Genomic DNA, 25417 nt, shown 5'->3' with positions numbered 1-25417 from the left:
GCAGCTTAAGAATCGGTTAGTGTCCAAACGCTATTCGTGGGCCATCCGGACGATGGAGAGCCACATGGCCGACGACGCGACCCAGCAACCGCCTACCGCATCGAAACGCGGAGCAAAGGTATTGAGCGCACTGGCGATTCTTGCCGCCTTGGGGGCTGGCACTGCCGGATTTGCCGTGGCGTGGTTCGAGCGAATCCCCTTTTCAGGGCATTCCGATCATGCGGCAAGCGCGTCCGCGCATCAGCCGCTGCCGGACATTGCCTTCGTCCCGATCGATGCGATCACGATCCCGCTGGGCGAGGCCGGGGGGCATCAGATGCTGCGTCTTGGTGCGCAGCTGGAGGTCGCGCCCGCGCAGGCCACAAACGTCGCCCATCTGATGCCGCGCATACTTGATGTGATCAACACCTACCTGCGCGCCGTTGACGTGGCCGAGCTTGAGGATCGCGCGGCACTGGTTCGCATAAGGGCGCACCTGCTGCGGCGCATCAAGATCGTGACCGGCGATGATGGCGTGCACGATCTGCTGATCACCGAATTCCTGCTGAACTGAACGGGGGCCGAATGGGACTTCTTGCAGACATCCTGCTTGTCGCGGGCACTTTGGCCGTCGCGGCCTATTGTTATGTGCTTTCAGCGCGGTTGCGAAAGTTCGCCACGCTGGAATCGGGCATGGGCAGCGCAGTTGCCCTACTGTCCGCGCAGGTCGATGACATGACGAGGGCGCTTGATCGCGCGCGCGGCTCGGCGCAGGCCTCGGCCACGGGGCTTGAAGCATTGACGGCGCGTGCCGAAATGGCCGCCGCGCGAATGGAGGTGTTGCTGGCTTCCATGCACGACCTCCCCTCACCCGACCGCGCCACGGACAGCCGACCGTTGCGATTTATCCGACGCAAGACCTCCCGGGCAGTCGAGGAGGACGCATTATGAACGCTACGAGGATGCTTCAGCGCAGCCTGATGTGGGGAATCGGCGCCTGTCTGGTCACCAGCGCAGCCCTTCGGATTGGTGCCCATGCAGATGCGGCGGTGGCCGCCACCGAAAAGCCCACAGCTGCCATAGCCCCCCTGACCTGCCCCGAGCCGCCGGCCGAGATCGCCAAGGCCCTGCTTCAACGTGAGGCAACCTTGCGCACGCGCGAGGCCGAGTTGACCGCCGAGGCGACCCGACTCGACGCCCTGCGGAAAGAGGTGGAGGCGCAGGTAGCGACGATGCGATCGGCCGAGGATGAGTTGCGCAAGACGATATCGCTCGCCGAGGGCGCGGCAGAGCGGGATGTGCAGCAACTGACCGAGATTTATCAGGCCATGAAGCCAAAGGAAGCAGCGGCGCTGTTCAATGGGATGGATCCGCAGTTCGTCGCCGGTTTTCTTGGGCGGATGCGGCCAGCCGAGGCGGCGGGCATCATGGCCGGGATGGATCCCGGCGCGGCATACGCCATCAGCGCCCTTCTGGCCGGACGCAATACCGATGTGCCCCGGCAGTAACCGACCATCAAGCCGAATCAGTCAGTCATGGTTTGAGCAACAGACAGGAGCGCCCCATGTTCGGCATCGTCGGGATCGTCATCATCTTTGTCATGGTGTTCGGCGGCTACACGCTGGCCGGTGGCAAGATGGGGATCATCCTGAAATCTCTGCCCTTCGAGATGATCATGATCGCCGGCGCCGCCACGGGGACGTTCCTGTTGTCGAATGACATGAGCTCGGTCAGGCACACGCTGAAGGACATCGCAAAGGTGTTCAAGGGACCGAAGTGGCTGCCAGAGGACTACCGAAATCTGCTGTGCCTGCTGTTCGAACTGATCCGGCTGTCGCGCAGCAATCCGGTCGCACTCGAGGAACATGTCGAGGCACCCGCAAACTCAGGCATCTTCGGGCAATACCCCAAGATCCAGGCCGATCATGAGGTTGTGGACCTGATCTGCGACACCTTCCGCGCGTCATCAATGAACTACAACGACCCACATCAGGTTGAGGAACTTCTCGCCCACCGGATGGAGTCCACGCGCCATGCTGCGCTCCATTCGAGCCATGCGCTCCAGACGGTCGCAGACGCGCTACCCGCGCTTGGGATTGTCGCGGCGGTTCTGGGGGTGATCAAGACCATGGGTTCCATCGACCAGCCGCCTGAAATCCTTGGGAAAATGATCGGCGGTGCGCTGGTCGGCACATTTCTGGGCGTGTTTCTGGCCTATGGGCTGATCGGACCTTTCGCGACGCGGCTGAAGGCGGTTGTCGAGCAAGACGGATACTTCCTGCAGCTTATCCAGGAGGTTCTGGTTGCAAATCTGCATAGCCACCCGGCACATATCTGCATCGAAGTAGGGCGGCAAACGACCCCTTCGACCTTGCGTCCAACCTTCAATGACATTGAAGCCGCGCTGAAATCAATCAAGCAGGCGGCGGCATGAAACGCGGTGTCGCGTCGCTTGCATGTTCGATCGCTCTTCTCGCCCTGCCCGCCTCGGCGCAGCAGGCCCGGGTTCGCACGGGCGAGCACCGCGACTTCACCCGGCTGGTGGTCATGCTGCCAGCGCCTGCCGACTGGTCGCTGCGGCAGACCGCGACGGGCTACGATCTGACCGTGGATGAAGGCAAACTCCAATTCGACCTGACCGAAGCTTTCGCACGGATCGATCAAACCCGTATTCGCAAGCTCGGTGCCGAGCCGGGGGTCTTGCGGATCAATGAGGGCGATCCTTGTGAATGTCGGGCAGAGGCATTCGAGTTCCGCCCCGGCATTGTCGTTGTCGATTTTCGGGACGGCAAACCCGAGGCGCCCCCCGAAATCCCGATTTTTCCGACGGTCGCTCTGACAGACAAGACCCTGCCTGCAATCACCGAACCAGGCGCGGGTCCAATGATGCCGGATGTGTCACGCAATGACATGGTTTTGCAGTTCGCGCGATCGATCGCCACCGAGCGCAATCTCAGCCTCGGCGACACCACGGGAGAGGTTGCAGCCGCCGGTGCAGGCGCCTTGCCGGAGGCTGATCCATGCAGGATTGGTGCCGACCTCGACATCGCCAGTTGGGCGCCACTTGACGGCGATCTTGCATCTGGGATCGCATCGGCACGTTCGGAGGTGATGGATGCCCGCGACGCTCTGGACACCGAAGCCGCGATGACCCTTGCGCAGCGCTATATTGCCGCTGGCTTTGGGGCCGAGGCGCTGCAGATCCTCGGCCTTGTCGGTGAAGACGATATCGGGCCGGCGATGCTGGGCGCCGTGGCGCGCCTGATCGATGCTCCGGGAATCGCTGAACCGCGATTGAACGGGCTGGAAACCTGCCGCTCGCCTGCCGCCCTTTGGGCAGTTCTGGCACGCGATCACCTGCGCCCCGCAGAGCCTGTTGCCGCGGCTGACATCGTCATTGCCTTTCTCCAGTTGCCCCCGAACCTCAAGATGGGGATCTTCCCGGACCTTGTAAGCCGCCTCTCCGAGGCAGGATACGAGGCCGAGATCACGCGCCTGCACAACGATATGGATCGATTGCTGGCGGCTGAAGAGGCTGACGCGCGCTATCGAAATGCGGCAGATCTGCTTGCACCGCCCGCCAGTTTGCGCACCCCACGTGAGGCCGCAGCCCGTGCAAAGGATACCCTCGACAGGCTGGCGGCCGGTCAGGAGGTGTCAGCAGGCACAGTAGATGACCTTGACGCCCTTTTGCATCAGACCCGAAGACCCGAGGACAGAGAGGCGCTATTGCGAGCGCTCGCACTTGCCAGGGCCAATGCCGGGCAGTTTGAAGCGGCGCTCAAGCTTTCTGAAAGCACGCCGGGGGTGCAGGCCGAGGTGATCGGAGTACTGGCACATAAAGGCTCGGATAACGACTTGCTTTTGCATGTGGGCCGATCTGCTGCCGCAGAGATACAAGACGTGGAAACCAGCACCCAACTCGCAAAGCGGTTCCGCGCGCTCGGCTTTGGGGATGAGGCGCGCTTCTGGGAAGAGCGGGCAGGGCATGGTCCGCTTACGCCGGGCACACGTTTGGCCGATTTGGCAGACGAGTATCCTGTCGTGCAATTACAAGGGCCTTCGGATGCCCCTGCCCCTGTACCGCCCCGCGACGGCGCAGCAACCACGCTTCCACCGCAGGTGCCACTTGGCCTATCGGCGGCAAAGCGACTGGTTGAGGAAAGTGAACGGATCACAGCGGATGCGGGTCGAAGACCGCAACCGTGACCCACAATTCGCCGTGACACAGCAAGATCCGCACAATCTTGCATTTCACGTGTAACACTTGCGCTGTTCCGGCGAATGGACAGCTACGATGACAACGCGTGAAGACGAATGGGCGGCGCTGCTGAGGGCCGCGATTGCAGGGGATGGGCGTGCCTATGCCCGGTTCCTGCATGCCGTCAGCCCCGTCCTGCGCGGAATCGTCCGGGCGCGAGGGTCATCGCTGCCGCCTGACCACCATGAGGATATCGTGCAAGAGGTGCTGATCGCGATCCACGCCAAACGTCAGACCTGGGATAGTGCCGCGCCGTTGCTGCCCTGGCTCTATGCCATCACGCGCTACAAGATCGTCGACGCCTTTCGCCGTCGCGGTAACCGCGTTCATTTGCCGATCGAGGACTTCGCCGAGTCACTGGAGACTGCCATCGATGATCCCACAGTGGCACATGATAGCGAATACCTGCTCGGCCAGCTCGATCCGCGATCGGCCGGGATCGTCCGCGCCATCAGTCTTGAGGGCGAAACCGCAGGCGCAGTCGGGAAGCGGCTTGGAATAAGCGAGGGCGCTGTGCGCGTGGCGCTGCACCGTGCGATGAAACGCATGGCCGTGCATGTCCGGAGAGACGAGAGATGAAGACACATGAATTGATTGACCGGCTGTCAGCCGAGACCGCCTTGCCCGCCCTTCACCCGCGCAGCATCGGGCTGCAGATCGTGACGGTGGTCGGGGTCGTGTCGGCACTGTTCCTGCTGATTGCCGGGCCGCGCGATGAACTGATGCAGGCGATGTCGAAACCCGTGGTTCTGACAAAGACGGTCCTGCCTGCGGTTCTTTGCCTTGTCGCCCTTGCCCTCGCGTTGCGCCTGACGCGGCCCGAGCGCGATGCGCGCGTGTTGCCCCTGCTCTTGCCGCTTGGCGCCGCCACGGGGCTTTGGATTTGGTCCTATGCCTCTCAGCCGCCAGCCCAGCGTTTTGCCGACGTATCGGTCCCGGCACTTGCCGAATGCATGGGGTTGATCCTGCTGCTTTCCGCCCTGCCTGCGGCGCTGGCTCTGCGCTGGCTTTCCAGAGGGGCTACGACCTCGCCACGCATCAGTGGCGCCTTGGTGGGTCTGGCGGTTGCTGCGGGTGTGGCCACAGGCTATTCGCTCTTTTGCGTGCAGGACAATCCTCTGTTCTTCGTGACCTGGTACGGCGCCGCGATTGTGATTGTTGCGGGGCTCTGCGCACTGGCTGGCGGGCGTGTTCTGCGCTGGTAGGCGCTCTCAATCCACGCGCACAGCCAGACGCCCCCGCAGGCCGGGAAGCTCGCGCGCTGCGTGTGAAAGGCTGGGCAAAAGTGGGAAAAGGCAGGCCTGGATCGCATGATAGATATCAGGCTTTCCGGTGAACTGGCTATCGTCGGGGCGATCGTCCTCGTCGATCTCGGGAATCCAGCCGCCATGCGTCTTGTCGATGAACAGCCGGTCCACCGTCGCCCAGAAGAGGCTATAGTCGTCGGAAGCGCCAAGTCCAGCCTTCAGCAGTGCGGCGGCGGCCCCGATCGCCTCGGTCAGCGGCCACCAGTATCGGCTGCGCCGCATCGGGGCGCCATCCGCGCCGACCGTGTAGAAGATACCCCCTCGGGCGTGGTCCCAGCCATCGGCCAGAGCGCGCTGATAGAGGTGCACCGCCCAATCCCGCAGATCATCATTGCGGCACCCGTCGAGATCCCAGGCTTGCAGCATCAATCGCGCAAACTCGAAGGAATGGCCCGGTGTCGTGCCCGCGGGGCGAAACATCGGATTACCCTCGTATCCCGCATCGACGGACCAGTCTTCGGTAAAATGCTCGGGCAGGCGCCAGTTCTGCGCCGCCCCCACCTTGCCGATGAAGAAATTGAAGATCCCGATCGCGCGGTCCAGAAACATCCGCTCGCCCGTAGCCTCGAAGGCGGCGAGTAGCGCCTCGGCCATATGCATGTTCGCGTTCATCCCGCGGTAGGCCGAGATCTTCTGCCAGTCGCGGGCGAATTCCTCACGCATGCGGCCAGCCGCGTGATCCCAGAAGCGCGCGTCGATCACCTCGCAGATATCATCATGCAGTGCGGCTGCATCCGGATGCCCTGCCATGCGCGCGCTGGAGGCCGCCAGCAGGACGAAGGCGTGACCATAGGCCAGCTTGGCGCCATCGGCGACCGTGCCATCGGGCGCAAAGGACCAGACATAGCCGCCATGGTCACTGTCGCGATGCAACTGGCGGAGCGCGGTCATGCCATGATCGATCATGCGATCCGCACCGGCCAACCCGGCCAGATGCCCAAGCGCGTAGGAATGGACCATGCGCGTCGTCGCGTGCAGTTCCTTCACCGCTCCGGAAAGGATGCTTCCGTCCATGGCCTGCGCGTGAAATCCGCCAGCCGGATCAAGGCTGCGGCCAAAGAAGGCGAACTGCCGGGCTGCGTCATTCAGGAGATAGGCGTCATGTGCGGCGGTGCCCCACCAGGGCAGGGCTGCATCAGGGGCGGCGGGCGCTGGCATGGGGTCTCCTCGGGTATGTCGTTTGAAATGGGTATCGGCTGGGACCCGCCCTGTCGAGCGGTCTGCGCCTTACGCCGACAGCAGCCCAGACATGATCTGCCGGGAAAGTCCCGCGTCTCCTGCCTCGATGGCAGCGACAAGGCGGGAATAGCCATCGGCACGGGTGCCTGCCAGACCCTCGGCCGGGGGCTGCAACGCGGGGCCGAGCTGACGCAGAACGATTGACGCCACACCGAATTCTGAAAGAGCCGTCGCCGCCCGCAGAAACGGATTGCCCGACGCCTCGGCCACCACGCGATGGATCTCGAACTCGGCCAACGCGAAGGGCTCGGGCTGCATCGACATGAGGCCACGCTGCTTGAGCCAGTAATGCAGAAGCCGCATATGCTCGGCCTCACGGTTGCGGGCAGCCCCCTCGGCGGCCTCCAGCTCCAATGCCAGGCGCACAGTATGGAAGTGCTGCAAAAGCGCAGGCGAAGGCCCGCTCTCCAGCAGCCAGGACAGAACCTGCCGGTCGAACAGGTTCCACCGTGGCTGTGGCAGGACACGCGTTCCGACCTTGGCGCGCGCCTCGACCAACCCCTTGGCCTCAAGCGTCTTCAGCGCCTCGCGCAGCACAGTGCGCGAGACGCCGAAGCGGTCCATCATCTCGGCATCACCCGGCAGGATCGATCCAACCGGCATCCGCCCTGACACGATGGCAAGCCCGACCTCGTTGATGACGAAGGAGTGGTAGTTTCTGGCCGGCTGGCGCCCGGTGAGCGCGCGGATCAGGCTCCCGGGTTCGCTCATGTCATGTCTTCCAAGCAAGCTTCCGTCGGCGGGGCGTCGCGGTGAATACCAGCCGCTGCAGCAGGATGAACATAAACAAAAGCCCGCCGATGACAATCTTGGTCCACCAGCTGGACAAGGTTCCGTCAAAGACGATGTAGGTCTGCACCAGCCCTTGCAGCATGACCCCGATGAAGGTGCCCGCTACAAGCCCGTATCCGCCGGTCAGAAGGGTGCCGCCAATGACAACGGCGGCAATCGCGTCAAGTTCGACCCCCAGTGCCGAAAGCGAGTAGCCCGCCGAGGTGTAGAGAGAGAACACCACCCCGGCGAGCCCTGCCAGCGTCGACGACAGCATGTAGATCAGCACTGTCGTCCGCGCCACCGGAACACCCATCAGCGCCGCCGAACTTTCCGACCCGCCCAAGGCATAGACATTGGAGCCAAACCGCGTGCGATGCGCCAGAAGTATGCCAACCGCAAAGACCGCCAGCATGATCATACCGATCACCGTCAGTCGCCCACCGCCCGGCAGAAGGATGTAGGATTTGGATATCGCGGTGTAGAACTCATGCTTGATGCCAATGCTGTCCGGCGACAGGACCGAGGCCGCGCCACGCGCAAGGAACATCCCCGCCAGCGTCACGATGAAGCTTGGAACCTGCAGATAGTGGATAGCAGCCCCCATGGCGGCGCCAAAGGCTGCCGCAACGATCAGGGCAATCCCAAAGGCAGCCAGCGGATGCAGGCCCACCCACATCACCAGAGCCGCGATCAACACCGTGGTAAAGCCGATCACCGCGCCCACCGACAGATCGATCCCGCCCGACAGGATCACGAAGGTCATCCCCACGGCGGCGATGCCGAGAAAGGCATTGTCGGTCAGAAAGTTGCCCAGGACACGTGTGGACAGCATGCCCGGAAACTGGGCGACGGCAAGAATATAGGCCAGCACAAAGATGGTGGCCGTGGCCAGAAGCGGTCTCAGGCTGCGGTTCATGCCCGGCCCCCCTTGATGCGGCGCTTCTGCAGGATGCTGGCGGCCATGGGTGATTGCAGAACGAGGATGACGATGATGACCCCCGATTTGACGACAAGGTTGAATTCGGGCGAGAAGCCGGAAATCAGGATGCCGGTATTCATCGCCTGGATGATCATGGCACCCACGACCGACATCGGGATCGAGAAGCGCCCGCCCAGAAGCGATGTGCCGCCGATGACTACGGCAAGGATTGCGTCAAGCTCCAGCCAGAGGCCTGCGTTGTTCGCGTCAGCCCCCCGGATGTCGCCCGTCACGATCAGGCCGGCGATGGCCGCGCAGAGCCCGGCAAAGGCATAGACGAGCAGAAGCAACGCCGAGGCGCGGATCCCCGCAAATCGCGCGGCTGATCGGTTGACGCCGACCGCCTCGATCAGAAGCCCCAGCGCCGTACGCCGCACCAGAAGCGTGGCGCACAGCATCAGGGACAAGGCGATGACAACGGGCGTCGGCAAACCCAGCACCGAACCGGTACCGATGAAGATCAGCAGCGGGTCCGAGAAGGTGACGATCGAACCCTCCGTCACCAATTGCGCAAGCCCGCGCCCGGCGACCATCAGGACCAGCGTGGCAATGATCGGCTGGATTTGCAGGACCGTGACCAGAACCCCGTTCCACAGCCCGCAGACCAGCCCCACCGCCAGCGCGGCCAGAACGGCAAGACCGGCGGGCCAGCCCGCGACCACCATCGAGGCGGCGACGGCCCCTGCTATCGCCATAACCGCACCGACCGACAGATCGACGCCCTTGGTCGCGATCACGGCCGTCATGCCGATGGCGAGGATGGCGACCGGCGCCCCACGGTTCAACACGTCGATCAGGCTGCCGAACAGGCGGCCATCCTGCCAGGTGATCGTAAAGAAGCCAGGAAAGAGCAGCCAGTTTACAAGCAGGACTGCGGCCAGCGCAAGGAACTGCGGTCGCAACAGCGCCTCGGCCCATGGCCTGTGCCGGTGCCCCGGCGGTTCATGCGCGGGGCGCAACTCCACTGTCGGCCGGGTCATTGCGCCACCTCTACGGCGGGAACGCCTGCAATGGCCTGCACGATGGAATCGGGCGCCACAGCCGCGCCTGTCAGTTCAGCCACCATCTCGCGGTCGCGCATCACCACGACACGGTTCGAATAGGCCACAACCTCGTCGAGTTCGGACGAGATGACAAAGAGCGCGAGCCCCTCTTCACGCAAACGGTTGATCGTGCGCACGATCTCGGCATGGGCGCCGACGTCGATGCCACGCGTGGGCTCATCAAGGATCAGAAAGTTCGGATCCAGCGCAAGCCAGCGAGCGAGGATGACCTTTTGCTGGTTTCCCCCGGACAGAAGCTTGACCGGCATGTCGTGATTGGCGGCCCGGATGTCCAGCGCCTCGGCATAGCGACCGGCAAGTTCGACCTGATCCTCGCGGTTCAGCGCGCGGAACCATCCGAGTTTGGCCTGAAGCGCGATGATGATGTTCTCGCGCACTGAAAGATCACCGAAGATGCCGTCGATTTTCCGGTCTTCGGGGCAGAAGCCAAAGCCCGCAGCCACCGCTTGTGCCGGATTTCGGATGGTGACAGGGGCGCCGTCCACGAGGATTTCACCGCTGTCGGCCGCATCGACGCCGAACATGAGCCGCGCCACCTCTGTCCGGCCCGAGCCGAGAAGACCCGCGACGCCGACAACCTCACCCTCATGCACCGAGAGCGTGATCGGGGCCACGCTGCCCGTGCGTCCAAGGTCGCGGAACGTGACCCGTGTTGCCCCGCGCGCGGCATCGGCGATACCGGTCACATGGTGATCAAGCGACACATCCTTGCCCAGCATCATCCGCACCACATCGGCGGTGGACAGTCCGGCCAGCGGCTGTGTCGCGATCTTGCGCCCGTTGCGCAGGATGGTCACGCGATCGGAAAGCTCAAAGACCTGATCCAGAAAATGCGTGATGAAGATGATGCCAAGCCCGCGCGCCTTGAGGTTGCGCACGACGTCGAAAAGCCGCTGCACCTCGTTCCGGTCAAGGCTGGCGGTCGGTTCGTCCAGCACCAGCACCTTGCCCGAGAGTTCAACCGCACGCGCAATGGCCACGATCTGCTGAACGGCGACGGAATACTCGGAAAGCTCGGCCCGCACATCGATCTCCAGCCCGTAATCGGCAAGCAAGGTTCGGGCGCGGCTCTCGATCTCGCGCCGGCGGACCAGCCCGAACCGGGTGGGCTGGCGGCCCAGAAACAGATTCTCGGCCACTGACCGGTTCGGCAGCAGGTTCACCTCTTGATAGACCGTGCCAATGCCATACCCCTGTGCCTGAAGTGGGTCGCGAAAACTGACCGGCGCGCCATCGAGCAATACTGTCCCGCCATCGGGCTGATAGGCACCGGTCAGGATCTTGATCAGTGTCGATTTGCCGGCGCCATTCTCGCCCAGAAGGGCATGCACCTCGCCTGCGCGCAGATCGAAATCCACCCCGCCAAGCGCCGTGTGCTGGCCAAACACCTTGACGATGCCGCGTGCATCGAGAACCGGCACCCCCTCTGTTGCCTGCATGCGCAAGCCCCTCCCCCCTTGGATGTTCCTCCGCCCACAAGTGTCATGCCGGGGCGGTTCAAAAGCAACCTCCGGCCAGGGGCACCCGGCCGGAGGAATTGGCAGTTTAGTAACCCAGGCCCTTGCGGGCTTCATATTCACCCTGCGGATTGTCGGCAGGGGTATAGAGCTTCGATTCCGTGATGATGAACTTTTCAGGCACCGTGCCGCCGTTCAGGAAGGCATCCAGCGCATCGAAGGCCGGGCCAGCCATGTTGGGGGTCAGTTCCACCGTCGCATTGGCCTCGCCTGCAGCCATGGCGGCGAAGATATCCGGCACGGCGTCGATGGACACGACAAGGATATCGCTGCCGGGTTTGAGACCTGCATCCTTGATCGCCTGAATGGCGCCAACCGCCATATCGTCGTTATGGGCGTAGACGGCGCAGATCGACTTGCCGCCACCTTCGGCTTTCAGGAAGCCTTCCATGACCTCTTTGCCCTTGGCGCGGGTGAAGTCACCGGTCTGGCTGCGGGTCAGCGTGATGTTGGCGTGACCTGCGATGCCCTCTTCGAATCCCTGCTTGCGGTTGATCGCGGGCGACGAGCCGACGGTGCCTTGCAATTCGACCACGTTGCAGGGCTTGTCACCCACGGTCTTGACCAGCCATTCGCCTGCGACGCGGCCTTCCTTCACCTGATCCGACGCAACAGAGGTCAGATAGAGGTCTTGTGAGGCGTCGATGCCGCGATCCAGCAGCACCACGGGGATCGATGCTTCCTTGGCCTCGGTCAGCACCTCGTCCCAGCCGGTCGAGACAACCGGGGCGACAAGGATCGCATCGACGCCCTGCGCGATGAACCCGCGGATCGCCTTGATCTGGTTTTCCTGCTTTTGTTGGGCATCCGCGAACTTCAGGTCGACGCCACGCTTTTCGGCCTCGGCCTTGGTCACAGAGGTTTCCGCCGCGCGCCAGCCCGACTCAGAGCCGATCTGCGAAAAGCCGATGACCTTGCCGGAAAGATCGGCATGGGCTGCGGTGGACAAAAGCGCGGCCAGTCCCGCGCCGAGCGCGAGTTGCTTATAAAGTGCCATGATTCCTCCCATGTGATTATGGCCACGCTCCTCAACGTGGCTCGTCCATGACGCTAGCAAAAGTAATACTATATGCAAAGATAGTAATCCTGCATCTGCACAGCCGCATCCGTGCGGCTGCAGAAAACCGCAAAACCTGGTGTATTTGAAATGGGTTACGTGGGCAGCAGGTGGTGAGCGCGTCGTCAGACGCCGCCGATAAGCATCGCGAGGTGCTGCGCCATCTGACCCACATTCTGGGCATGCAGCAGTGTCAGGTGATCGCCGGGGACATCCACCATGGTCAGCCCACCACGCGCGACGGGTTCCCACCCCAGCTTCGACCGTAGCGCCTCGTCGCTGTCCCAGTAGCTGTCGCCAGCCCGAAACACCGCGATCGGCCGCGTGAATGGCGCGGGTTGATAGCTTTCAACCGCGTGGACATTCGCCATCACGAGGCTCAGCCCGGTCACCTCGTCGGGCGGGGTATTGGCAAGCTCGCGTGCCTCGCGACGCGCCTCAATCCGGCTGCGGGCAATTGCGGCAAGATGGTCGATCCCATGGGTCAGAAACTGCCGCATATGGGCGCCCAGCCTGCGCATCCCGCGCAGGGCCGGACGGCCACCCGGCCCATCGGCATCAATGGCCGCAAGAACACGCACATCCCGTCCGGCGGCGATCAACTGCTGGGCCAGTTCATACGCGAAGTATGCAGCCATCGAGACCCCCCCCAAGGCGAGCGGGCCCTGCGGGAAGGCTTTCTGCACATCCTCGAAGTACCGGCGCGCCACCCCCTCGACTGTAACTTCCGACAGGCTGGACGGTGGGCCTACCGTCAGCCCATAGACCGGATAGTCCGGGCCAAGAGCGGCAGCAAGCGGGCGGAACAGCATCTCTTTCTCGCCCAGCACATGCACCGCAAGGAAGGGGGGCTTGGTGCCGCCGGTCTGGATTGGCACCACCGTGCGCGGAACGTCGAACTCAGTTTCAAGAAAGCGGGCAATCTTGCGCGCTGTCGGGTTTCGATAGAGATCTGTCGCTACAACCGGGCGGCCAAAGCGCCCCTCCAGCACCGAGGCGAGCCGTAGCGCGACCAATGAATTCGCCCCGAGGTCGCGAATGTCCATGTCCGGATCTGTCGCACCCTTGCCCAGAACCTCGGCCAGGCAGGCGAGGACGGCCTCGGTCTGCGCATCAACCGGGCCAGACTCTGGCGCGCCGCCTCGGAAGACCGGGCGGGGCAGGGCTGCCATATCCACCTTGCCATTCGGCTTTAGTGGAAAACCCGACACCGGCACGATCACAGGTCGTGTCGCCCCCGACATATGGCGCGCGACATTCTCGACCAATCCCGCAGGCACAGGCCGACCTTCGGCCATATCCGGGCCGGTGACCCACGCGATCAGCCGCGCGGCATCCGTTCCCGCGGCGTCAACCGCCACACGTGCCTCGCGCACCGCGTCAAACTGGCCTAGGGCACGCTCGATCTCGCCAAGGTCGATGCGCTGCCCGCGCAGCTTCACCTGCCGGTCACGCCGCCCGAGGAAGTCAAGCGCCCCATCGGGACGCCAGCGCGCCCTGTCGCCGGTGTTGTAGAGACGTCCACCCACTGACCCGAACGGATCTGACCCGAAGACTGCGGCCGTCGCCTCAGGCTGGTGCAGATAGCCGCGCGTTACGGCCGGGCCACCGATGTGCAGTGTCCCCTCTGCCCCAGGGGGGGCAAGACTTCCATCAAATGCAAGGACATGCGCCGTCGCATGGGCCAGCGGGCGCCCGATGGGAACATCGGCAACAGGGTCAACGGGCGGTCCCGTCAAATCGGGCGCGTGGATCGTCGCGGTAATGGTGGTCTCGGTCGGGCCATAGCCATTGATCCATCTGCATCCCGGCGCAAGCTGCTGCCATTGCGCCAGCGCCGCGGGCAGGATCCGCTCGCTGCCGGTGACGACAAGTCGAACCGACTCGGGCAAACGCAGGTTGCGATGGGCCATCTCAGTGACCAGAACATGCCAGAAACTTGCAGGCAGGTTCAGCACAGTCAGCTTCCTGGCCTGCAGAAGCGTGAGGAACGCATTTATCGATTCAGCCCTGTCCTCGGCCCGGACGACGAGGAGAGCGCCGCAAAGGAGCGTCGGGAAAATCTCTTCCAGCGCGACGTCAAAGCCCGGCGAGGCAAAGTGCAGGACCCGATCTTCAGCGTGAAGACCATAGGCCGCGATCACCGCCGAGGCGTGTGCCGAGAGCGCGCCGGTGGTGCCCATGACCCCCTTTGGCCGCCCGGTCGAACCCGACGTATGGATCAGATAGGCCAGCCGTCCGACATCGGGTGCCGGGCGCGCCGGCGGATCGTCCCGCTGCGCTGCATCCGGGGCCAGAACGGCAACCGCAAGACCGGCCAGCCCCTCATGCCCGATCACGACATCGACGCCTGCCTCGGCCGCGCGAATAGCGCGCTCGGTCTCGGGGAGCGCCATGTCCAGAGGCAGGAAGGCACCCCCGCACTTCAGGACCGCGAGCATTGCGATGATGAATTCCACCCCGCGCGGCAGGTTGATCGCACAGATGCGCTCGGGGCCGCAGCCTACCTTGCCCAGCCGGTGGGCAAGCGCGTTCGCCCGCCGGTCAAGCTGAACGTAGGTGATGGCATCGCCATCGGTGTCGGAGATCAGCGCCCAGGCTTCGGGCTGTGCCGCGGCGATCGCCTCGAAGCGCGTGATTGGGCACGGTGATGCCTCGGCCAGTTCCACATCCGGCGAGGCAAGGCGCAGCAACTCGGCCCGCTCGCCCGGATCAAGCATGTCCAAAGCGCAAAGCGCTGAATCTGGGCCGGCGGTAGAGGTCGCGTCGAGCAGCCGTGCAAAACCGGCAGTCAGCGAAGCGCCCTGCAGGAAGGCAGAGAGCGGGTTCGCCTCTCCGCCGGGCAACTGCCGGGCAAGCAGGGTCACCGGGCCATCACTGCCGATCTCAGCACGCACCTGAAAGGTCAGTCCAATCGCGTCGGCCCCAGTGCCCGTTGTGTCCAGCAGCGTCTCGTAGACCGGCTGGCGATCCGCATGCTCTGGCCAGTTGGCAAGCTGCGCAACTTCCATCTGCGGTGCGCCGGTCTCTGCATGTGCGGCCCCCAACAGATCAGACAGGGTCTTGCATCCCACCAGATCAACGGTGCGCAGTTCCACTTTCCCTGAGGTCGCATCCCCGCGGGTCGCAAAGGCCGCATGGTCCAGGCCGCAGGTCCGGGCCAGAATCAGAGCCCATGTCGATACCAGAAGACCTTCCATATCCGTGCCACAGCGCTGCGCGACCGACCTCAGCGTCGATCCGGAAACGCCGGTCTGGGCCTCGTGCTTCATCAGGCAGATCGACCCATCGGCGGCATGGATCAGCACCGAGCGCGCAGCCCCGTGATGCAGAAGGATCGCAGTCGACGCCGCGCGATCCGTGATCGCAAGCTGTTCGGCGGCACCTGTCGAACCCTTCCACTGCCCAAACCTGACAGAAACAGCGTCGACAACCGCGCAAAATGCGCCAACCGGAATGCTGGTTCCTGCGGGCGGCATCAGCACCAGCGCGAATCCGCGCTCTCCTATCTCGGCAAATGCGGCGGTGCATGTGTTGGCAGCGGGTACCTCGGCAAGGGCGTGCGCTGCACCTAGGGCAGCTGCTGGCGACCGGCTGGACGCTGCTTGGCGAAAATCAATCGACTGCGATGCCGGCGAACTGGCACCATCGCGCTCAGCCCTGTCGACAAGGGGAGCAAGAAGCTCTTCCAGGATCGATTGCGTCGAGGCCGCAAACTGCCGGAAACGGACGGTTCGTGTCACTGTCTGCCTTCAACTCCACGATAAACGCCCAGGGTGCGACCGGCGGCCGAACGGCAAGGGAAGCAATCACACACTGCAGTCCTGCGGGCAAAGGGCAGGAATGCTTATCGGCAATCTTGATATTTTGCGCCGTTTTCGCCTCAGGGGCAAGCCTTGATGAACCTAGCATGAACGGATCACTGAGCCAGATGTAGTACAAGACCGTGCCTCATCGCCCAGTGTTGTGCAGAATCCGTGCTTGACCGCCCCGCCCAACAGGAATATCCGAACGATTGGACCGATATTCTGGGGCGCGCATGGGACGCAGGAAGACAATCGACCGTCAGGCGACCTTGCGCGCGATCGAGACCGTGGTGCGCGAGCGTGGCTTTGCCGCACTCAGCATCGACGCAGTGGCCAAGGCGGCCGGCATCAGCAAATCCAGCGTCCTTTATGACTTTGGCAGCAAGTCTGCCCTGCTAGAGGCCTATATCGACACCCGCCTGTCCGAATGGCGGGCCAACATCACGGACCGGGCCAGCCTGCATGGGGATGCCACCGATGCCTGGCTGCGGGGCTGGGTCGATTGCCTGCGCGAGGAGCCGACGGCAGATGACCTCGATGTTGCGACGATCGTGGCTTCGGGCACCGGGGACAGCGAATCCTGCCGGGCCATTATCGCCCGCACCGTGGCCGAAGATCTGAACCGGATCGACACGGACTCCCCCGCCCCCCGCCGGGCGATCCTTGCCTACCTTGCGATTCACGGGCTGCAATGCCTTGAATATTCCGGCTTTCACGCTTTCTCTTCGGACAGACGCCAAGAGATCGCTGACGATATCATGGATCTTCTGACTGCATCCCAAGATCCGAATCACCCTGAACACTCCGTTAGGTGAAGACAAATGAAACGCCCCCTCTCATTCCGGATTCTGGTTGCGGCGCTCTGCCTGCCCTTCCTTGCTCCTGCTGCGATCTCTCAGCAAGGCGGAGAGATGCCCCCAACGCCGGTCAGCTTTCTGGAGCTGAAGCCCCAGCCTCTGCCGGTGATCAATGAACTGCCGGGCCGTGTCTCGGCCACGCGACTGGCCGAGGTTCGTCCGCGGATCAGTGGAATCGTGCTGGAGCGGGTGTTTGAGCAGGGCAGCACCGTCAAGGCAGGTGACGTGCTCTATCGCATCGACCCTGCGCCATTCCGTGTGCGTGTCGCCAGTGCCGAGGCGACGCTCGCCAAGGCCAAAGCTGGTCAGCTGAACGCGCAAGACCAGCAGAAGCGCGCCCAGACCCTGCGTGATCGCAATATCACCGCAGGCGTCGATCTTGAGAACGCGGTCACCACTCTTGCCCAGGCGGACGCGGATGTGGCGATTGCCGAAGCCGCGCTGGCCGAGGCGCAGCTCAATCTCGACTACACCGAGGTCAAGGCGCCGATCTCCGGCATCATTGGCCGGGCACTGGTGACCGAGGGCGCGCTGGTGACCGCGCAGACCGAGATCATGGCAACGATCCAGCAGCTTGACCCGGTCTATGTCGACTTTACGCAATCCTCGGCCGAGCTGTTCAAGCTGCGCCGTGCGCTTGAGGTGGGCGAGCTGGTTGCCGTCGATGCGAATACCGCACAGATGCGTCTCTACTTTGACGACGGGACCGAATACGAACAGCCCGGTGAGGTTCTGTTCTCGGAAGCGACCGTGGACGAGTTGACCGGACAGGTCACGATGCGCGGCGAGTTCCCGAATACAAAAAACCTTTTGCTTCCGGGGCTTTACGTTCGCGTCGCCGTCGAACAGGCCGTCCGCGAGCACGCGCTGGCAGTGCCGCAGATGGCCGTGCAGCGAGATGCCCAAGGCAATGCGCAGGTCTATGTCATCGGCACCGACAACAAGGTTTCCGTCCGGTCAATCCGGCTTGGCACCTCGGTCGGCTCGTCATGGATCGTCGAGAGTGGTCTGAACGCCGGGGACAAGGTTGTGGTCGAGGGGGCGCAGAAGCTGTTCCCGGGCGCCGCCGTCGTCCCCGAACCGTGGCAGCCCGCGGCCACTGACGCGCCGCAGAACTGAGGGCAGGCAAACATGGCCCATTTCTTCATCCACCGTCCGGTTCTGGCCTGGGTTATCGCGATCTTTATCGTGATCGCCGGGCTGGTGGCGCTTCCGATCATTCCGGTTGCGCAATACCCGTCGGTCGCCCCGCCGCAGATCTCGGTTTCGACCTTCTATGTCGGGGCCTCTCCTGAAGAGATCCACCGCAGTGTCGCCCAGCCCATCGAGGAAGAGCTGAACGGCGTCGAAGGGATCATGTATTTCGAATCGACTGCCGACTCGTCGGGCGCGGTGTCGATCACGGCAACCTTTGAGCCCGGCACGGATACCGGCGATGCCCAGGTAGATGTGCAGAACGCCGTCCGCCGGGTAGAGCCCCTGCTGCCGCAAAGCGTGATCGATCAGGGCATCCAGGTCGAAGAGGCAGGCGCAGGTTTCCTTCTGGTGGTGGCGCTGACCTCGGAAGACGGCAGCCGCGATGCGACCGACCTGGGGGACTACGTCAACCGCAACGTGGTCGGCGAACTGCGCCGGATCTCGGGCGTGGGTAGCGCGCAGGTGTTCTCGTCCGAACGCGCGCTCAGGGTATGGCTCGATCCGTCGAAGATGACAGGCCTCAGGCTTTCAACGGCCGATGTCTCCACCGCGATCCGTGCCCAGAACGCGCAGGTCTCGGCCGGGGCCATCGGGGCGGAACCGAACCCGCTTGCCCAGCAACTGACCGCGACGGTCCTGATCAAGGGTCAGCTCAGCACAATCGAAGAATTCGAGAACATCGTGCTGCGCTCGAACCCGGACGGATCTCTGGTCCGGCTGAAGGACGTCGCGCGGGTTGAGATCGGATCGGAAAGCTACGCCCAATCAACCTGGCTCAACAACCAGCCCACCGCCGCCATCGGCGTGCAGCTGACCAGCACCGGCAATGCCCTCCAGACCTCGGCGGCCATCGCTGCCAAGATGGAGGAGCTGTCAAAGTTCTTCCCGGAGGGCGTCAGCTATTCGATCCCCTATGACACCGCGCCTTTCGTGGCAGCCTCGATCGAAAAGGTGGTGCATACGCTGATCGAAGCTGTGGTTCTGGTGTTCATCGTGATGTTCATCTTCCTGCAGAACTTCCGCTACACCGTGATCCCCACGATCGTGGTCCCGATCGCGTTGATGGGCACGATCGGCGTGATGTATATGGCGGGCTTCTCGATCAACGTGCTGACGATGTTCGCGATGGTTCTTGCCATCGGCATCCTTGTCGACGATGCCATCGTGGTCATCGAAAACGTCGAGCGGATCATGGCAACCGAAGGCCTGCCACCGCGAGAAGCGACCGAAAAGGCCATGGGCCAGATCACAGGCGCGATTGTCGGCGTCACGCTGGTTCTGGCAGCCGTGTTCATCCCGATGGCCTTTTTCCCTGGCGCGACCGGCATCATCTACCGCCAGTTCGCGCTGACCATGGTGGTGTCGATCCTGTTCTCGGCCTTCCTTGCACTGACCCTGACGCCTGCGCTGTGCGCGACGTTCCTGAAACCCGTCAGCGGGCATCACGAGCGCGGCGGCTTCTTTGGCTGGTTCAACCGCAGCTTCGAGAAGCTGACCCAGCGCTATGGCCGCAGTCTCTCGATCATCACGCGGCGAACGGTGCTGATGATGCTGATCTACCTCGGTCTCGTCACCCTGACGGCGCTTGGCTTCGTGCGCCTGCCCACGGGCTTCCTGCCGAACGAGGATCAGGGCTATCTGATCGCTGACGTGCAGACCCCGCCCGCCTCATCGGTGAACCGCACCGATGCCGCGCTCAAGTCGATCAGCGAGCACTTCATGGCCGATGATGCGGTCGAGAACGTGGTTGCGATCCGTGGGTTCAGCTTCTCGGGTCAGGGCACAAATGCGGGCCTGATGTTCATCACCCTGAAAGACTGGGCCGAGCGTGACCGTTCAGCGCAGGATATCGCCAATGCGGCCAACATGCAGCTTTACGGCATGCGGGATGCACGGGTGTTCGCGCTTTCGCCGCCTGCGATCGCGGGCTTTGGCACCTCGGGCGGGTTCTCGTTCCGTCTGCAGGACCGCTCCGGTCTAGGCCAGCAGGCCTTGCAGGCCGCCGCCGGGCAGTTGATGGCGGGCGCCGCGCAGGGTGGCATCATCGTCGGTATGTATCCCGAAGGCATGCCTGCATCGGCACAGGTGCAGGTAGAGATCGACCGAGAGAAGGCCGATACCTTTGGCGTGACCTTCGCCGCGATCAACGCCACGATTTCGCAGTATCTGGGGTCATCCTACGTCAACGACTTTCCCAACAACGGAAAACTGCAGCGCGTGATCCTTCAGGCGGATGCAAATGCGCGGATGCAGGCCGAGGACATCCTGAAGCTGATGGTGCCCAACACCAACGGCGGCATGGTGCCCTTCTCGTCCTTCGCGCAGCTCCGCTGGCAGATGGGGCCGTCGCAGGTGGTGGGCTACAACGGCTATCCGGCCGTCCGCCTGTCGGGTCAGGCCGCGCCGGGCTTCAGCTCGGGCGATGCCATGGCTGAAATGGAGCGTCTGGCATCGCAACTTCCGCCCGGGTTTGGCTACGAATGGTCAGGCCAGTCGCTGGAAGAGATCAAGTCGGGCAGCACCTCGACCCTGCTGTACGCGATGTCGATCGTCTTCGTGTTCCTGCTGCTGTCGGGTCTCTATGAAAGCTGGTCGATCCCGCTTTCAGTGATGCTGGTGGTGCCCTTGGGCGTGCTGGGATGCGTGGTTGCGGTGATGCTGCGCGACATGCCCAATGACGTCTACTTCAAGGTGGGCCTCATCGCGATCATCGGGCTTTCGGCCAAGAACGCCATCCTGATCGTCGAGTTTGCCAAGGAGCTGCGCGCCGAGGGACAAAGCCTGATCGAGGCGGCAGTCGAGGCCGCGAAGCTGCGCTTCCGGCCGATCCTGATGACCTCGCTGGCCTTCACGATGGGGGTTGTGCCGCTGGCCATCGCGACGGGCCCCTCGGCCGCCAGCCAGAACGCCATCGGCACCGGGGTGATCGGCGGGATGATCTCGGCCACGATCCTTGCGATCTTCTTTGTGCCGGTGTTCTTCGTCTTTGTGCTGGATGCCGTCAGCCGGCTGCGCCGCAAGCCTGCCGTGGCGGCCTGAGCGGCCAAAAAGAAACTCCGGGGGGCGCTCGCACGCTCCCCGGAGTTTGAGGCGGGCCCCGATGCACCACCCCCGCCCGCGCCGCAATCCCCTGCGGCGAATGGCTTTTGTCAGCCGTGCTTGATCATCACATGGCGGACGACGGTGTAGTCCTCGAGCGCATACGAGGACATGTCCTTGCCGTAGCCCGATTGCTTCAGTCCGCCATGCGGCATCTCGTTGACCAGCATGAAGTGGGTGTTGATCCAGGTGCAGCCGTAGCGCAGCCGTGCCGCCGTCGCCATGGCGCGGCCAACGTCCTTTGTCCAGACACTGGAGGCGAGGCCGTAGTCACTGTCATTGGCCCAAGTGACCGCCTGGTCCACATCCGAGAACGGCGTGATCGAGACGACCGGGCCAAAGACCTCGCGCCGCACGATCTCGTCCTCCTGGCGCGCGCCGGCGATGACGGTGGGGCGGTAGTAATAGCCCTGATCCATCACTTCGCCGCCTGCCGTCACCTCGATATGCGACAACTCACGCGCGCGGTTCACGAAGCTCGCAACCCGGTCACGCTGGCGCAGTGAGATCAGCGGGCCGATCTCGTTCGTGGTGTCATCCTCATTCGCCAGCGCGATGCCAGAGACGGCCGAGGAAAGGTCGGCCACCAGACGGTCATAAACCTTCTTGCCCGCATAGATCCGGCAGGCGGCGGTGCAGTCCTGCCCTGCGTTGTAGTAGCCAAATGCACGCAGACCCTCGACCACCTCAGATACATCGGCATCGTCAAACACCACGACCGGGGCCTTGCCTCCCAGTTCCAGATGGGTGCGCTTGACGGTCTTTGACGCGGCATCCAGCATCTTGCGGCCCGTGGCCACGTCGCCTGTCAGCGAGATCATGTCGACGCCGGGATGATTGATCAGGTAGTTACCGACCGTCTGGCCGCGTCCGGTGATGACGTTCACGACACCCTCGGGCAGTTCCTCGGCCAGGATACGAGCCATCTTGAGCGCGGTCAGCGGCGTCTGCTCACTGGGCTTGAAGACGACAGTATTGCCGCCCCCGATGGCCGGGCCCAGCTTCCACGCCATCATCATCAGCGGATAGTTCCAGGGCGCGATGGAGGCCACCACACCCACCGCGTCACGGCGGATCATGCTGGTATGGCCGGCCAGATATTCGCCCGCAACCTGCCCGTGCTGTGTACGCACCGCGCCTGCGAAGAAGCGGTAGCAGTCAACGATTGCCGGGATCTCGTCATTCAGGGCGGCATTGATCGGCTTGCCGCAGTTCAGCGCCTCAAGCGCGGCAAAGGCTGCGGCCTCGGCCTCGACCCGGTCGGCGATGCGCAGAAGGGCGGCCGAACGTTCCGCCGGTGTCGTGCGCGACCAGCCCTCGAACGCCTTGCGCGCGGCGGCCACGGCCCCATCCACCTGTGCCAGCGATGCCTCGGCCACGTTCAGGATCAGCGCGCCGGTGCGCGGGTTCAGGATCGGCTCGGGCGTCTCTTGCCCCAGCTGGAACTCGGCCCCGATCAGCAGGCCGGTCTCGATCCGGGCGGTATCAATCGCGTTCATGTTCTTCTCCCTCATTTGCCCGCGCCGGCGGTCTGATCGCCGTCTCGGGTCAGGTAATAGGCGGCAAGGATTGGCAGGAAGGTCACGGCAAAGACCACGATGGCGACCACGTTTGTGACGGGCCGCTGGCGCGGGCGCACCAGTTCCTGCAGCATCCAGATAGGCAGCGTCGATTGCTGTCCGGCGGTAAAGGTGGTGACGATCACCTCGTCGAACGACAGCGCGAAGGCCAGCATGCCCCCCGCCAGCAGGGCCGAGCCAAGATTCGGCAGCAGCACATGCCGGAAGGTCTGAAACCCGTTGGCGCCAAGATCGCTCGATGCCTCGAGGATCCCGCCTGACAAGCGACGAAACCGTGCGACGGCGTTGTTGTAGACGATGACGATACAAAAGGTGGCGTGGCCCAGAATAATGGTCCAGACCGAAAACGGGATGTCCATCACCGAAAAGGCCGAGCGCAGCGCCATGCCGGTGATCACCCCCGGCAGGGCGATGGGCAGCAGGATCAGCAGGCTGATCTGGTCGCGCCCGAAGAAGCGGGACTGTGCCATGGCGGCGGCGACGAGCGTGCCAAGGATCATCGCAAGCACAGTGGCGATGGCGGCAACCTGCAGCGACAGCCACAGGGGCGGCCAAATGTCAGCGCGCTCCCACGCGACCCCGAACCATTTGAGCGTCAGCCCCGGCGGCGGGAACTGATAGCTCTTTTCCTCGGTCGTGAAGGCATAGAGGAAGATCAGCAGGATCGGCAGGTGCAGGAAGGCGAGTCCCAGCCCGGCCCCCAGTTTCAGGCCCCAAGAGGCGCGATCAGAGTGCATCGAAGGCCCCCATGCGTTTGGCAACGGTCAGATAGACCAGCATGATGACGATGGGCACGACGGCGAATGCCGCGGCGAGCGGGATGTTCCCGGCGGTGCCTTGCAGCTGATAGACCGCGAGCCCGATGAACCGCGCCGAGGTGCCGACGATCTGCGGGATGATGTAATCGCCCAGCGTCAGCGAGAAGGTAAAGATCGACCCCGCAACGATCCCCGGCAGTGCCAGGGGCAGGATCACCGTCCGGAAGGCCTGCGCCCGGCTGGCGCCCAGATCCGCTGCCGCCTCGAGCATCGATCCCGGCACGCGTTCCAGCGCGGCCTGCATCGGCAGGATCATGTAGGGCAGCCAGATATAGACAAAGACGATGAAGGTGCCGACCGGCGAGGTGGACAGCGACGAGCCGCCGAACCACTGCTCATCAAGGGCACGCCCCCAGATGGCGCCGACGCCCATATGCTCGGCCGTCCAGGTCAGGATCCCTTCCTTGGCAAGGATCAGCTTCCACGCATAGACCTTGACCAGATAGGACGACCACAGGGGCAGCATGACCCCCAGATAGAACACCGCCTTCCAGCGACCACGGGCAAAGCGCGCGGCGAAATAGGCGATGGGAAAGGCGATGACCGCGCAGGCCAGCGTGACCAGCGCCGACATCAGCAGCGTGCGAAGGATGATGTCAACGTTCTGCGCGCGGAACAGCTCGGCATAGGTTTTGAGGGTAAACTCCTCTTTCACCACGCCCGAAAACTCGTCGATCGAATAGAAGCTCTGCAACAGCAGCGCAAAGAGCGAGCCCAGATAGACGACGCCCAGCCACAGAAGCGGCGGCACCAGCAGCAGGGCCAGAAGCACGCGCGGGCGGCGCCAGAACAGTGCCGTCAGCCGGTCGCCCAAGCCCCGCTCGGGAAGGATGGCGGTTGCGGGCTGCATCATCAGCCCTCCATCACATGCAGCGCGGCGGGGTCGAAGGCGATGGCGACCTCGGCCCCCTGCTCGGGCACGGTCTGACCTGCTGGAACCAGTGCCGCCACTTCGGCCTCACCAATCCGCAGGGCGACGCGCGAGCCCGCACCCAGATAGCGGATCGAGGTGACGATCCCCCGGCCCTGACCCTGATCCGCGATACGCACCTGTTCAGGCCTGAGGCTGGACCAACGGGCCGGTCCGCCAAGCGCCCGTGTCAGATCTGGAGGCAGCACATTGGAGGACCCCACGAAATCAGCGACGAAGCGGCTTTGCGGGCGGGCATAAACCTCTTCCGGTGTGCCTATCTGGGCGATCTTGCCGTCCGAGAAGACTGCAAGACTGTCCGCCATGCTCAGCGCCTCGTGCTGGTCATGGGTCACGAAGACAAAGGTGATGCCAAGACGCTTTTGCAGGGCCTTCAGTTCATCCTGCATCGCCTCGCGCAGCTTCAGGTCAAGCGCGCCAAGCGGTTCATCCAGCAGAAGGACGCGGGGCTCGTTCACCAGCGCGCGAGCCAGGGCCACACGCTGCCGCTGACCGCCCGACAACTGCCCCGGCTTGCGGTCGCCGTAGCCCGGAAGCTTGACCAGCGAGAGCATCTCTTCGGCCCTGTCCAAACGGGTCTTGCGATCGACGCCCTTGACCATCAGCCCGTAGGCCACGTTGTCGCGCACGCTCATATGCGGGAACAGCGCATAGTCCTGGAACACCGTGTTTACGTTGCGCCGGTTGGGGGGCACGTCGCTGACATCCTGTCCGAAGATGCGGATCTGTCCCGAGGTGGGCTTTTCAAACCCCGAGATCAGCCGCAGGCAGGTGGTTTTGCCCGACCCCGAAGGTCCGAGCATGGCGAAGAAGGCGCCTTCGGCGATCGTCAGATCCACGCCATCGACGGCGCGGACGGATCCGAAATGGCGGGTAACGGCGCGAAATTCGACGGCCGGGGTGGCGGGCGAGGTCATGGCAGGTCCGATGGATTGCTTGGGCGGGAGAGGTC

The 25417-nt window shown here is 63.6% G+C and carries 21 protein-coding genes; 10 read left to right on the top strand and 11 right to left on the bottom strand.

What is annotated here, in order from left to right:
* The first annotated feature begins 64 nt into the window (after nt 1–64).
* From FQU74_RS14015 to FQU74_RS13985, 7 genes are all read left to right on the top strand, one after another.
* Nucleotides 65–553: a flagellar basal body-associated FliL family protein gene (locus FQU74_RS14015; protein WP_146287094.1), complete on the top strand. Its 489-nt coding sequence runs from the start codon at nt 65–67 to the stop codon at nt 551–553.
* Nucleotides 554–564: 11 nt separating this feature from the next.
* Nucleotides 565–930 (top strand): hypothetical protein, encoded by a 366-nt coding sequence (locus FQU74_RS14010; protein ID WP_146287093.1) that lies wholly within the window; start codon nt 565–567, stop codon nt 928–930.
* Complete coding sequence (locus FQU74_RS14005) at nt 927–1487, top strand: MotE family protein (protein ID WP_229704401.1); 561 nt, start codon at nt 927–929, stop codon at nt 1485–1487. Before FQU74_RS14010 ends, FQU74_RS14005 begins: the two co-directional genes overlap by 4 nt.
* 56 nt (nt 1488–1543) lie before the next feature.
* A complete protein-coding gene (motA, locus tag FQU74_RS14000) occupies nt 1544–2413 on the top strand; it encodes a flagellar motor stator protein MotA (protein ID WP_146287092.1) in 870 nt (289 codons plus the stop codon).
* On the top strand, nt 2410–4188 hold the full coding sequence (locus tag FQU74_RS13995) for a hypothetical protein (protein WP_146287091.1): 1779 nt from the start codon (nt 2410–2412) through the stop codon (nt 4186–4188). The genes motA and FQU74_RS13995 overlap by 4 nt, the downstream gene beginning before the upstream one ends.
* A gap of 88 nt (nt 4189–4276) precedes the next feature.
* On the top strand, nt 4277–4819 hold the full coding sequence (locus FQU74_RS13990; protein WP_146287090.1) for a sigma-70 family RNA polymerase sigma factor: 543 nt from the start codon (nt 4277–4279) through the stop codon (nt 4817–4819).
* Nucleotides 4816–5445 carry an NrsF family protein gene (locus FQU74_RS13985; protein ID WP_146287089.1) on the top strand — a complete coding sequence of 210 codons (630 nt, stop codon included), beginning with the start codon at nt 4816–4818 and terminating at the stop codon, nt 5443–5445. The genes FQU74_RS13990 and FQU74_RS13985 overlap by 4 nt, the downstream gene beginning before the upstream one ends.
* A gap of 6 nt (nt 5446–5451) precedes the next feature.
* Here the strand turns inward: FQU74_RS13985 and FQU74_RS13980 are convergent, their stop codons facing one another.
* The 7 genes from FQU74_RS13980 to FQU74_RS13950 all read right to left on the bottom strand — a co-directional run bounded on the left by FQU74_RS13980 (nt 5452) and on the right by FQU74_RS13950 (nt 15656).
* Nucleotides 5452–6705, bottom strand: a complete 1254-nt coding sequence (locus FQU74_RS13980; RefSeq protein ID WP_146287088.1) for an AGE family epimerase/isomerase — start codon at nt 6703–6705, stop codon at nt 5452–5454.
* A 69-nt stretch (nt 6706–6774) separates the two neighbouring features.
* A complete protein-coding gene (locus tag FQU74_RS13975; protein ID WP_146287087.1) occupies nt 6775–7497 on the bottom strand; it encodes a FadR/GntR family transcriptional regulator in 723 nt (240 codons plus the stop codon).
* 1 nt (nt 7498) lies between these two features.
* Nucleotides 7499–8476, bottom strand: coding sequence for a galactofuranose ABC transporter, permease protein YjfF (gene yjfF, locus FQU74_RS13970; RefSeq protein WP_146287086.1), 978 nt, complete (start codon nt 8474–8476; stop codon nt 7499–7501).
* Nucleotides 8473–9519 (bottom strand): ABC transporter permease, encoded by a 1047-nt coding sequence (locus tag FQU74_RS13965; RefSeq protein WP_146287085.1) that lies wholly within the window; start codon nt 9517–9519, stop codon nt 8473–8475. The genes yjfF and FQU74_RS13965 overlap by 4 nt, the downstream gene beginning before the upstream one ends.
* A complete protein-coding gene (locus tag FQU74_RS13960) occupies nt 9516–11042 on the bottom strand; it encodes a sugar ABC transporter ATP-binding protein (RefSeq protein ID WP_146287084.1) in 1527 nt (508 codons plus the stop codon). Before FQU74_RS13960 ends, FQU74_RS13965 begins: the two co-directional genes overlap by 4 nt.
* Before the next feature lie 106 nt (nt 11043–11148).
* Nucleotides 11149–12117 (bottom strand): galactofuranose ABC transporter, galactofuranose-binding protein YtfQ, encoded by a 969-nt coding sequence (gene ytfQ, locus FQU74_RS13955; protein WP_146287083.1) that lies wholly within the window; start codon nt 12115–12117, stop codon nt 11149–11151.
* Between the two features lie 185 nt (nt 12118–12302).
* A complete protein-coding gene (locus FQU74_RS13950; RefSeq protein ID WP_158635594.1) occupies nt 12303–15656 on the bottom strand; it encodes a non-ribosomal peptide synthetase in 3354 nt (1117 codons plus the stop codon).
* 560 nt (nt 15657–16216) lie between these two features.
* On the opposite strand from FQU74_RS13950, the gene FQU74_RS13945 reads away from it, so the two are divergent.
* The 3 genes from FQU74_RS13945 to FQU74_RS13935 are packed head-to-tail and all read left to right on the top strand — an operon-like array spanning nt 16217 to nt 21076.
* Entirely contained in the window at nt 16217–16798 is a 582-nt protein-coding gene (locus FQU74_RS13945) for a TetR/AcrR family transcriptional regulator (protein WP_146287081.1), read from the top strand.
* A 6-nt stretch (nt 16799–16804) separates the two neighbouring features.
* Nucleotides 16805–17959 (top strand): efflux RND transporter periplasmic adaptor subunit, encoded by a 1155-nt coding sequence (locus FQU74_RS13940; protein WP_146287080.1) that lies wholly within the window; start codon nt 16805–16807, stop codon nt 17957–17959.
* A gap of 12 nt (nt 17960–17971) precedes the next feature.
* Nucleotides 17972–21076, top strand: a complete 3105-nt coding sequence (locus FQU74_RS13935) for an efflux RND transporter permease subunit (RefSeq protein WP_146287079.1) — start codon at nt 17972–17974, stop codon at nt 21074–21076.
* 110 nt (nt 21077–21186) lie between these two features.
* Here FQU74_RS13935 and FQU74_RS13930 read toward each other — a convergent pair whose 3' ends face one another.
* From FQU74_RS13930 to FQU74_RS13915, 4 genes are read right to left on the bottom strand one after another with little or no spacing between them, the layout of a single operon-like run.
* Complete coding sequence (locus FQU74_RS13930) at nt 21187–22635, bottom strand: gamma-aminobutyraldehyde dehydrogenase (protein ID WP_229704400.1); 1449 nt, start codon at nt 22633–22635, stop codon at nt 21187–21189.
* Nucleotides 22636–22646: 11 nt separating this feature from the next.
* Nucleotides 22647–23453, bottom strand: coding sequence for an ABC transporter permease (locus FQU74_RS13925; RefSeq protein WP_146287078.1), 807 nt, complete (start codon nt 23451–23453; stop codon nt 22647–22649).
* Nucleotides 23443–24387, bottom strand: a complete 945-nt coding sequence (locus tag FQU74_RS13920; RefSeq protein ID WP_146287077.1) for an ABC transporter permease — start codon at nt 24385–24387, stop codon at nt 23443–23445. The genes FQU74_RS13925 and FQU74_RS13920 overlap by 11 nt, the downstream gene beginning before the upstream one ends.
* Nucleotides 24387–25382 carry an ABC transporter ATP-binding protein gene (locus FQU74_RS13915; RefSeq protein ID WP_146287076.1) on the bottom strand — a complete coding sequence of 332 codons (996 nt, stop codon included), beginning with the start codon at nt 25380–25382 and terminating at the stop codon, nt 24387–24389. Before FQU74_RS13915 ends, FQU74_RS13920 begins: the two co-directional genes overlap by 1 nt.
* Between the last annotated feature and the right edge of the window lie 35 nt (nt 25383–25417).

Source organism: Gemmobacter aquaticus, from assembly GCF_007859075.1.
Classification (GTDB): Bacteria; Pseudomonadota; Alphaproteobacteria; order Rhodobacterales; family Rhodobacteraceae; genus Gemmobacter; species Gemmobacter aquaticus.
Note: the sequence above shows the minus strand (reverse complement) of the source record. Positions and strands in the feature narration are given on the sequence as shown.